Annotated in this window: 10 protein-coding genes; 3 read left to right on the forward strand and 7 right to left on the reverse strand. The window is 63.5% G+C overall.

Features of this window, described 5'->3' with window-relative positions; genetic code table 11:
* Positions 1-11: 11 nt before the first annotated feature.
* The 3 genes from AruPA_RS02150 to AruPA_RS02160 are packed head-to-tail and all read right to left on the reverse strand — an operon-like array spanning position 12 to position 3,748.
* Positions 12-1,481: an NAD(P)/FAD-dependent oxidoreductase gene (locus tag AruPA_RS02150; protein WP_265634660.1), complete on the reverse strand. Its 1,470-nt coding sequence runs from the start codon at positions 1,479-1,481 to the stop codon at positions 12-14.
* A 6-nt stretch (positions 1,482-1,487) separates the two neighbouring features.
* Positions 1,488-2,243 (reverse strand): HpcH/HpaI aldolase/citrate lyase family protein, encoded by a 756-nt coding sequence (locus AruPA_RS02155; RefSeq protein WP_265634662.1) that lies wholly within the window; start codon positions 2,241-2,243, stop codon positions 1,488-1,490.
* A gap of 11 nt (positions 2,244-2,254) precedes the next feature.
* Complete coding sequence (locus AruPA_RS02160; RefSeq protein ID WP_265634664.1) at positions 2,255-3,748, reverse strand: CoA-acylating methylmalonate-semialdehyde dehydrogenase; 1,494 nt, start codon at positions 3,746-3,748, stop codon at positions 2,255-2,257.
* Positions 3,749-3,882: 134 nt separating this feature from the next.
* Here AruPA_RS02160 and AruPA_RS02165 point away from each other — a divergent pair, with 134 nt between their 5' ends.
* The 3 genes from AruPA_RS02165 (at position 3,883) to AruPA_RS02175 (ending at position 6,577) form a co-directional block, all read left to right on the forward strand.
* Complete coding sequence (locus tag AruPA_RS02165; protein ID WP_265635120.1) at positions 3,883-5,127, forward strand: Zn-dependent hydrolase; 1,245 nt, start codon at positions 3,883-3,885, stop codon at positions 5,125-5,127.
* Positions 5,128-5,167: 40 nt separating this feature from the next.
* Positions 5,168-6,007, forward strand: a complete 840-nt coding sequence (locus AruPA_RS02170; protein WP_265634665.1) for an SDR family NAD(P)-dependent oxidoreductase — start codon at positions 5,168-5,170, stop codon at positions 6,005-6,007.
* Positions 6,008-6,091: 84 nt separating this feature from the next.
* Positions 6,092-6,577 (forward strand): DsrE family protein, encoded by a 486-nt coding sequence (locus tag AruPA_RS02175; protein ID WP_265634667.1) that lies wholly within the window; start codon positions 6,092-6,094, stop codon positions 6,575-6,577.
* A 124-nt stretch (positions 6,578-6,701) separates the two neighbouring features.
* Here the strand turns inward: AruPA_RS02175 and otnK are convergent, their stop codons facing one another.
* The 4 genes from otnK to AruPA_RS02195 all read right to left on the reverse strand — a co-directional run bounded on the left by otnK (position 6,702) and on the right by AruPA_RS02195 (position 10,806).
* Complete coding sequence (gene otnK / locus AruPA_RS02180) at positions 6,702-7,967, reverse strand: 3-oxo-tetronate kinase (RefSeq protein WP_265634669.1); 1,266 nt, start codon at positions 7,965-7,967, stop codon at positions 6,702-6,704.
* Positions 7,964-8,737, reverse strand: a complete 774-nt coding sequence (otnI, locus tag AruPA_RS02185) for a 2-oxo-tetronate isomerase (RefSeq protein WP_265634671.1) — start codon at positions 8,735-8,737, stop codon at positions 7,964-7,966. Before otnI ends, otnK begins: the two co-directional genes overlap by 4 nt.
* A gap of 58 nt (positions 8,738-8,795) precedes the next feature.
* Positions 8,796-9,698 (reverse strand): L-threonate dehydrogenase, encoded by a 903-nt coding sequence (ltnD, locus tag AruPA_RS02190; RefSeq protein ID WP_265634672.1) that lies wholly within the window; start codon positions 9,696-9,698, stop codon positions 8,796-8,798.
* 79 nt (positions 9,699-9,777) lie between these two features.
* Positions 9,778-10,806: a LacI family DNA-binding transcriptional regulator gene (locus AruPA_RS02195; protein WP_265634673.1), complete on the reverse strand. Its 1,029-nt coding sequence runs from the start codon at positions 10,804-10,806 to the stop codon at positions 9,778-9,780.
* Positions 10,807-10,836: the final 30 nt, after the last annotated feature.

Raw genomic sequence — 10,836 nt, forward strand, 5'->3', positions numbered from 1 at the left:
CTATCGCGACATCACCCGCGCGGATGGCGGGTGAACGCCATGGTGCCGTCAGCGAGCCTACCCCAGCGCATCATCAGCAGATCACGAACGTAGTTCTGATAAAGGCGCCAGGGCTTTTTCGAGCCCTGGCGCGGGAACAGCGCAATGGCGCGTTGGACGTAGCCCGAGGTGAAGTCGAGGAATGGTTCTTCGGTAACCGACGGATCGTTACGCAGTGGCGTGCATTGGGTGTAGTTATGGCGCTTCATGTGATTGAGCAGGCGGCAGACGTAGGCCGCGGTCAGGTCCGATTTGAGGGTCCAGGAGGCGTTGGTATAGCCGAAGGAGACCGCGAAATTCGGCACGTCGCTGATCATCATGCCCTTGTAGCTCAGCGTTTTTGCAAAATCGACGGCTTTGCCGTCAACCACCACGTCAAGTCCGCCGAGCAGCTTCAACTTCAAGCCGGTCGCAGCAACGATGATATCCGCGGCAAGGGTTGCGCCGGAACGGAGAGCGATGCCGTGGCTGGTGAACCGCTCGATCTGATCCGTCACGATGCTCGCGGCGCCGGATTTCAAAGCGTTGAATAAATCGCCGTCGGGCACCAGGCAGAGCCGCTGGTCCCATGGCTTGTAGCGTGGCGTAAAATGAGTCGCGACGTCGTAATCCGGCCCAAGCGCCTGGCGCGCGAGGCCGATGATCCCGGCTTTGACCCGTTCCGGTCTTCGACGCGCAAGATTGTAGAAAAACATCCCGAGCAGCACGTTGCGCCAGCGCGTGACACTATAGGCGAGTTTCGCGGGCAGACGCCGGCGCATCCGGTTCGCGAAGGCGTCTTCAGACGGGCGGGAGACGATATACGTGGGCGAGCGTTGTAGCATCGTGACGTGTGCGGCGGACTTCGCAAGTTCCGGCACCAGCGTCACCGCGGTGGCGCCACTGCCGATCACCACAATGCGCTTGCCGGCATAATCGAGATCGGCCGGCCAGGACTGCGGATGAACAATGCGGCCAGAGAACGAATCGGCACCCGGAAACGCCGGCATATGGCCACCGTCATAATCGTAATAACCGCTGCACATGAACAGAAAGTTGCAGGTAAACTCTACCGTCTCGCCATCCGGCTTCGTCGTTGCGGTCACCGTCCATAATGCGCGCGCACTGTCCCATGCCGCGGTTTTGACGTGGTGCCCGAACCGGATGTGCCGATCGACGCCGAATTCCCGCGCGGTCTCGCGCACGTAATCCAAGATCGCCGGGCCCGGCGCGATCGCCTTGGAGTCGGTCCATGGCCGAAACGAGTAGCCCAGCGTATACATATCGGAATCGGATCGAATTCCCGGATAGCGAAACAGATCCCACGTTCCGCCGATCGCATCCCGCCCCTCGAGCACCACGTAGCTGCGCTCCGGCGTCTCACGCGTCAGATGACACGCAGCGCCGATGCCGGACAGGCCGGCACCGACCACGACGACATCGAACTGCGCACCGCCGGCCATGCGCGGTCAGGCCGTCGCGCGGAACGCCGCGACCGCCTCGGCCGCACCCTGCGCAATAAACCGCGAATCCGACCCGACCGTGACCAGATCGAAGCCCTTGCCTACCATCATTTTGGCATACCCCGCCGATCCGGTGTGGATCGCAGCCCGCTTGCCGTGATGCTTCGCGCGCGCCAAAATATGTTCGATCGCCTCCATCATGGTGGGATGCGTCGGGTCGAACTGCGGCGCCATGCCGAGCGTCAGCGCGAGATCGTTCGGCCCGATATACACCGCATCGATCCCCGGCACCGCCAGAATATCATCGAGCACACCGACCGCCTGCTTGGTCTCGATCATCGCGAACCCGGTGACCAGATCGTTCGCCTGTTTGGCGTAATCTGCACCGTGCACGAAACCGGCACGAATGGGCCCGTAACTCCGGCCGCCCTGCGGTGCGTAGCGCATCGCATTGGCAAACACCTTGGCATCTTCGACCGAGTTGATCATCGGGCAGATCACGCCAAGCGCGCCGGCATCGAGCGATTTCATGATGATCCCAGGATCAATCCACGGCACCCGCACGATCGGCACCACATCCGTCGTGCTGATCGCCGTCAGCATGCGGACTGCGGCGCCGTAATCGACCACGCCATGCTGCAAATCCACGGTCAGGCTGTCCCAGCCCTGACGGGCCATGATCTCGCTGGCAAATCCATCGGGAATCGCCAGCCACCCATTCAAGACCGCACGATTTTCAGCCCAGATTTTCGTGAGTGACATGAAGATCCCCTTCACCGCATCGTCGGCATCGCGAACTCGGCACCGGCGCGAATACCGGTCGGCCAGCGCGACGTCATGGTTTTCAGCTTGGTATAAAAATGCACACCTTCACGCCCGTGCATACCGTGATCGCCAAAGCTCGACCGCTTCCACCCGCCGAACGAATGAAACGCCATCGGCACCGGAATCGGCACGTTGATCCCGACCATCCCAACCTCGATCTGATCGGCAAAACTCCGCGCCGCGTCGCCATCGCGCGTGAAAATCGACGTGCCGTTACCGAACTCATGCGCGTTGATTATTGAAACCGCATCGTCAAACGTCTTCTCCCGCACAACGGATAGCACGGGTCCAAAAATCTCCTCGGAATGGATCCGCATGCCGGGGCGCACATGGTCGAACAGCGTCGGCCCGACGAAGTAGCCGCCTTCATGCCCCTGCAGTTTCAACCCGCGGCCATCGACGACCAGTTTCGCCCCCTCCGCGATGCCAATGTCGATATACGACAGAACCTTGGCCATATGCTCCTTCGACACTAACGGCCCCATCTCGGCCTCATGATCGGTGCCTGGACCGACCTTGAGTGCACGCGCACCTTTTGTAAGCCGGTCCACTAACGCATCGGCAATGTCGCCTACCGCGACGGCCACCGAAATCGCCATGCAGCGCTCGCCGGCCGAGCCATAGGCCGCGCCCATCAGCGCATCGACGGTCTGATCCAGATCCGCGTCCGGCATCACCACCATGTGGTTCTTCGCGCCACCCAATGCCTGCACGCGCTTGCCATGTGCCGAAGCGGTGGTGAAGATATGCTCGGCAATCGGCGTCGAGCCGACAAAGCTGATCGCCGCAATGCGCTTGTCGGTCAGCAGCGTGTCCACCACGTCCTTGTCACCATTGACCACGCTGAACACGCCCGAGGGCAGACCGGCCTCTTTCAACAATTCCGCCAGCCGCAGCGCCGCCGAGGGTACTTTCTCCGAAACCTTCAGAATAAAGCAGTTGCCGCACGCAATCGCGACCGGAAACATCCACAGCGGTACCATCGCGGGGAAATTGAACGGGGTAATCCCCGCAACCACGCCCAGCGGCGCACGGATCGTGTAGCTATCGACGTTGGTACCCACGTTGCGCGAATATTCGCCCTTCAGCACGTCGGGAATGCCGCAGGCGAATTCGACCACCTCCATGCCGCGCACCACCTCGCCCGCGGCATCCGACAGCACCTTGCCGTGCTCGTTGGTGATCAGCGCGGCCAGTTCGCCCTTATGCGTCTCGATCAATTCCTTGAACTTGAACATCACCCGCGCGCGCCGCAGCGGCGGGGTTGCCGCCCAGGAAGGAAACGCCGCCACGGCGCCGGCAATCGCCCGCTCGACCTCGGCCGGCGTCGCCACCGCAACCACCCCGGTCTGCGCGCCCAGCGCCGGGTCGAACACCGGCAGGTGCCGTGTTCCCTCGCCATCGATATGTTGGTTGTCGATGAAATGACCGCGTGATTTCATGGCGTACCCTCATTATGTGCTGACGTCATAATGTCGCCCCCACCGCGCCAGAGCAACCCCCGCCGCGGCGCGCTTGCATTGCGCGCCGCGCCGCGCGACGCTGCGCACAATATCAGTCGCGCAAGGGCAGCATGATGCAGAGCAGCAATTATCGGATCGACGGCCGACGTCTCTGGGACACGTTGATGGCAATGGCAACGATCGGCGCCACCCCGAAAGGCGGCGTCAATCGCGTCACGCTCACCGAGGTCGATCGCCGCGGCCGCGCCCAGTTTACCCAGTGGTGCGAACAGGCGGGCCTCACCCTCCGGTCCGACAGCATGGGCAACATGTTTGCCCGCCGCCCCGGGCGCGACAATTCGCGCCCGCCCGTCCTGTTCGGCAGCCATCTCGACAGCCAACCAACCGGCGGCAAGTTCGATGGCGCGCTCGGCGTCATCGCCGGGCTGGAAGTGATGCGCACGCTCGACGATCTCGGCATCATCACCGAAGCGCCGCTCGAATTGATCAACTGGACCGACGAGGAAGGCGCCCGCTTCGGCCGGGCCATGATGGGCAGCGCCGTCTGGGCCGGCGTCCACCCCGAAACCGCCATCAAATCCCTGCGCGATTCCGACGGCATCACCGTCGCCGAAGCCCTTGCCGCCATCGGCGCCGAGGGCGCGGAACCGGCGACCCACACGCCGGCCGATGCCTATTTCGAACTGCACATCGAACAAGGCCCGATCCTCGAGCGCGAGGCCAAAACCATCGGCATCGTCACCGGCGCGCAGGCCCAGGTCTGGTTCGACGCCACGCTGACCGGTCAGGATTCCCACGCCGGCACCACCCCGCCGGACGCGCGGCGCGATGCGCTCACCGGCGCCGCCGAAATCATCCTGCTGGTCGAACGCATCATGCGCGCGCAGGGCGATGCCGGGCGCGGCACGGTCGGCCGCCTCACCGTGCACCCGAATTCCCCCAATGTCGTCCCCGGCGAAATCCGCTTCGGTTGCGAATTCCGCCATCCGGACGATGCGGTGATCGCCAGCATCGTCGATGATTTCCCGCAGCAGGCGACCGATCTCGCCACCGCCCGCGGCCTCGCGCTCCGCATCACCCCGGTGTTCCGCGTGGCCGCCACCCCGTTCGATGCAGACTGCATCGATCTCGTCCGCCAGGCCTGCGCCCGCCTGGGTTATCCCGCTCGTGAAATGGTCTCTGGCGCCGGGCACGACGCCGTGCACGTTGCCAACATCATCCCCACCGCCATGATCTTCACGCCGTGCAAGGACGGCCTCTCCCACAACGAAGCGGAATCGATCACGCCACACGAAGCCGAAGCCGGCACGCAAGTCCTCCTTGACGTCGTGCTTGCGCGTGCCAATCGTAGGGTCTGACCCGGCGGCGCAGCGTGCCGCCTAATCCGGAGACCCCCCAATGAACCAGCACCCCGCATTCACCGCCGGTCGCGGCGCCGTCATCACGGGTGGCGCCAGCGGCATCGGCCTCGCCACCGCACGACATTGCGCCGCGCATGGCATGCGGCTGTTCCTGGCGGATATCGATCAAACCGCCCTGGAATCTGCCCGCGCCGCCATTCTCGCGGACCATCCCGGCACCACCATCGAGACCATCATCACCGATGTCGGAAACCGGGCCGATGTCCAGCATCTGCACGACATCGCGATGCGCGCGGGCCCGATCGGACTGGTCATGAACAATGCCGGCGTGGAGGGCGGTGGCGGCCTTACCGCCGATGCCGCGCGGTGGCACACCATCATCGATACCAATCTCTGGGGCGTCATCAATGGCGTGCAGATCTTCATGCCGACGCTGATGGCGCAGGGCATCCCGGCCGCGATCATCAATACGGGTTCGAAACAGGGCATCACCATGCCGCCCGGCGATACCGCCTACAACGTCTCCAAGGCGGGGATCAAAGCTGTCACCGAAGCCCTCGCACATGACCTCCGCGAAGCCGGATCAAGCGTCACCGCCCATCTTCTGATCCCCGGCTTCACCTTCACGGGCTTTACCAAAAAACACGTCGCCGAAAAGCCCGATGCCGCGTGGACACCCGAACAGGTGGTCGCCTTCATGGCCGAGCGCCTCGCACAGGGCGATTTCTACATCTTGTGCCCCGACAACGCGGTGACCCAAGCCCTCGACCACAAGCGGATCGCCTGGGCCGCCGGCGACATCATCCACAACCGCCCGGCACTCTCGCGCTGGCATAAATCGTATCAGGCCGCGTTCGAATCCTTCGTGAAATCCTAGCTAACGCCACACTTCCCTCGCACCGGGTGCCTGCCTATACTCTGCCCGATGCCGCACCGTCGCGGCATCGGCAACGGGGGTTTCATGGTCAGATCATTCAGCTGCACGATCGCCTTGGCCGCGAGCCTCGCCATCATGGGCTCGGCCCAGGCAAATCCTTCGATGCTGAAGGATTTTAATTTCAACCACCCGATTTTCCAGCACCCGCATCCGTTCGCCACCAGCCATCTGGTCATTCAGATCAGCAGCAACAATCCAGCGCTCTGGTCGCTCGCCCTGAACAACGCGGCAAATGCGATGAAACTGCTCGGCAACGATCAAACGCAAATCGTGGTCGTCGCCTTCGGTCCCGGGCTGCATATGTTGCTGGCAGACTCGCCCGTGGCCGGCCGGATCGCTGCCCTCGATCAGTCTGGCGTCGAGTTCGATGCCTGCAACAACACCCTTCAGGCCATGGGCCGCGCCCTTGGCCACATTCCCAAACTGGCGCCGCAGGCTATGATCGTGCCCGCCGGAATCGTGCGGATCATGCAGCTTGAGTCACATGGGTTCAATTATATCAAGCCATAAAAAAGTCAGCCAAAAGCAAAAAAGAAGCAACAGCTTTGGCAAGTTAAGCCGGATTGATCAAAAAAACCGGCGTTCCGGATAAAAAATTTTTTTGCGTCTTTTTTACAAAAAAGAAGCACCTTCGTTACTGCCTTAACCCCATCGCCCCCAACGCCGCCCGAAAAAACCCAGGCCCGCCGAAATTGCCCGATTTCAGCGCGAACAGCATCGTCTCCCCGCCCAGGCTGCGCAGCAGCGGCACTCCGGGTGCAATCTCCCCGCCGATTTCCAACGCCGTCACCCCAAGCCGATCGATCACCGCACCCGAGGTTTCACCACCCGCCACGATCAACCGCCGAACGCCGCGCCCGACTAGTCCAGCGGCCAGATCGGCCAGCGCCGCCTCGATCCGCGCGCCCACTTCTGCGCCATGCACCGATTGTAACCGGCCAACCACCTCAGGCGTCGCACTGCTCGAAAGCAGCACCGGGCCCGCCGCCAGGCGCGCGGCGGCCCACTCGAGCATCGCAGTCGTATACCCTGAATCCCCCAGCAGCCGGTCGATATCGAGCCGCGCGACAGGTATCACGCCGGCCACTGCTTCGATCTGTTCCAATGTCGCGGCCGAACAACTGCCGGCAATGATCGCAGCGTGACCGTCGACATCGGGCCACGCCGGCAAGGCGGCCGCCTGTCCCGCACCCACCGCCGCCCGCGCCAGGCCCAGGCCCAGACCGGAAGCGCCGGTTGAAAGCCGCATCGCGAACGCAGCCTCACCCAGAGCAATCAGGTTCCGTTCCGATACGGCATCGACAATCGCGCTTCGCACGCCGGCATCGCCCAGCGCGGCCAGGCGCGCGGTAATTGCCGCGGCACCCCGCTCGACACAGTCGAGCGCCACCAACCCGACCTCCCACGCTGATTGCCGCGCCAGCACCCGCACCAGATCGGAATCGCGCATCGGGTTCAGCGGATGATCCTTCAGCGGACTTTCATGCAGCGGCCGCGAACCCACGAACAAATGCCCCTGAAACACGGTGCGCCCGGTTTCGGGAAACGCGGGTGTGACGGGCACCACCGGCGCATCCAGCGCCGCCGCGAGCGCTTCGGTCACCGGCCCGATATTGCCGGCATCCGTCGAATCAAAGGTCGAGCAGATCTTGAACATGACATGGACCGCCCCCTCGCCGCGCAGCCAGCCCAGCGCTGTTAATGATCGCGCCACCGCATCCGCCGCCGGTACCGAGCGCGTCTTGAGCGCGACCACCACGGCATCGACGTCGCCCAACGCCAGGCTGGCCGCCGGCACACCGATCGTCTGGATCGTGCGCAGACCCTGGCGCGTCAGCGTGTTCGCCAGATCCGACGCCCCGGTATAATCATCGGCGATGCAACCAAGCTTCAGACTCATCGGCGCAGGCTTTCGAACCAGCCAAGTCCCGCGCGCGTCGCCCCCCGCGGCCGGTATTCGCACCCGACGATGCCGGCATAGCCCAGCCGGTCGAGCTCATCGAACAGGAACGGATAATTCACCTCTTCGCCATCTGGTTCGTTGCGCGACGGCACGCTGGCAACCTGCACATGGCCGATCATCTTGATATAATTGCGTAACCGCATCGTGATATCGCCGTGCATGATCTGGCAGTGATACATATCGAACTGCAAGCGCACATTACCGATCCCAAGCTCAGCGATCATCGCCGCCGCCGCATCGATGTCATTGAGAAAATAACCCGGCATGTCGCGTCCATTGATCGGCTCCAGCAACAGATCGATCCCATGCGCCGCGAGCGTCTCCGCCGTCCGCACCAACGCATCCCGATAGCGCGCCATCGCCGCCGGATCGTGCCGGTCACCGATACCGGCCATCAGATGCAGCCGGGTCACCCCGGTGGCCGCCGCGTACTCAAGCGCGCGTGCCGTGCCATCAATTAGCTCATCGATACGTCCAGGCAACGATGCAAGTCCGCGCTCACCCGCCGCCCAGTTGCCCGGCGGCAGATTGAACAGCGCCTGCGTCAGCCCGTGCCGTGCAAGCCGCGTCCCGATCGCCTCAGGCGGATGCTCATAGGGAAACAGAAACTCCACCGCATCAAACCCCGCATCGGCCGCCGCGGCGAACCGATCGAGAAATTCATGCTCAGTGAACATCATCGTCAAATTCGCCGCAAACCGAACCATATCTGTTATCCCCTAATAAAAGTTTTCCGGTTCTTTCTTACAAAAAAGAACGACTGACTTACTGCCCCTCCGGCAATTGCACCCCGGAAATCATCGCAAACAACCGCGCCACCGAGGCATCGTCATCCCGCCCCATCCCGGCCGCCGCGGTCATCAGAAACAACTGCAACGCCGATCCCGCCATCGGCACCGCAAGCGGCGCCGAGCGTGCCATGTCGAGCACGATTCCAAGATCTTTGGTAAAAATATTCACCGCACTCCGCGGCGCGTAATCCGCGTCCAGAATATGCGGCACCCGGTTCTCGAACATCCAGCTATTGCCGGCCGAACCGGTGATCACCTCATAGAGTTTCCGCAAATCGAGCCCAAGCGAAGCGCCGAACGCAACTGCCTCACACGCCGCCGCAATATGCACCCCGGCCAGCAACTGGTTCACCATCTTGAAGCCCGCGCCAATGCCAGGCGCATCACCAAGCTCATGCAGCGTCGCCGCCAGCGCCTGCAGGACCGGTCGCGCCCGCGCGAACGCCGCCGCGCTGCCGGAGGCTAGAACCGTCAGCTTACCCTCCGCCGCCCGCGCCGCGCCGCCGCTGATCGGCGCATCCAGATAATGCGCCCCCTGCGCCTCCAACCGCGCCGCCAGGGCCCGCACCGCATCCGGCGCCATCGTTGCACAGGAGATGAACACCGCACCCGGAGCCATCGTGGCGGCACAACCATCCGCGCCAAACAAGATCGCCTCGGTCTGCGCCGCATTCACCACCACGCACACCACCGCATCGGCACCGGCAGCGGCGGCGGCCGGCGTCGCGGCCACATCCCCCCCCGCATCCGCCAGACGCTGCGCATTCGCCGCGACCACGTCGTAGCCAACCACCGCGAATCCCGCACGAACCAGCGATACCGCCATGCCGAAACCCATCGAGCCTAGGCCGATTACGGCGATACGGGCGGTGGTCATGGCGTGAACTCCAGATCAAGGGGGTATGAAAGCAGTTCTTTTTTGAAAAAAGGAACCAAAAAACTTTTGACTCTTCGGGTCATGTGCTGCTGCGCGGTTCCAGTACAAAGCCCACATCGATGCGGCGTTGCGCGAGCGGCGTGCCGTTGATTCTCGACAGCAGCATGGTCGCCGCCTGCCTGCCGATCTCTTTTCGCGGCGAGATAATCGTGGTCAGCGCCGGTGTTACCAACGCACTCATCGGCAACCCATTGAACCCCGCGATCGCAACCCGCCCCGGCACCGCAATGCCATCGCGCTGCGCCCGCAGCACCGCCCCCACCGCCATTTCATCATTGGCAAAAAACAGCGCGTCAACCTGCGGATCCGCGGCCAGGACATCGGTCAGCGCATGCCAGCCGACCGCCTGACCCAGGCCCGACGGATACTCGAACAAAACATCGCTTGCCCCCCCGGCTTCGGCGATATGCCGGCGCATGCCATCATAGCGCTGTCGTGCCCGGTAATCATCGCGCATCCGCGTACCGACGAACCCCACCCGACGATATCCGCGATCGAGCAGATGAGCCGCCATCACCGCGCCCGCCCGCACGTGCGACAAACCGACGTTCATGTCGATGCAGCGCGCGCCGTATTCCATGAACTCGACCACCGGCACATCGGCGTTTTTCAACAGCGTCGCCGTGCGCGGCAGGTGCCGTAACCCCGCGAGCAGAACCCCCGGCGGCGCCCACCCCAACAACGTGGACGCCAGCGCCGCCTCACGATCCAGGTCATAATCGGTGCTGCCCAGCAGCATCTGATAGCCGGCTGCCTCGATCGTCTCCTGAATCCCCTCGATCACCTCGACAAATACGACATTCGACAGCGACGGCACGATCACCGGAATCACCCGCGTCTTGGCCGACGCCAGCGCACCCGCCATCCGGTTGGGCACGTAGCCCAACGCCTCGACCGTCGCATTCACCCGCCCGCGCAATCCTTCCGAAACCGTCTCCGGCGCATTCAGCGCCCGCGATACCGTAATCGGTGAAACGCCGGCCGCCGCCGCCACATCGCTCAGCGTCACCGCAGTACGGCGGCCGCGCCGCGGTTCGCGCGGGCGCATCGGGGCGGACGATGGGTCCATAACAGGCGC

Origin of the sequence: Acidiphilium sp. PA (assembly GCF_026191915.1) — a bacterium.
GTDB lineage: Bacteria > Pseudomonadota > Alphaproteobacteria > Acetobacterales > Acetobacteraceae > Acidiphilium.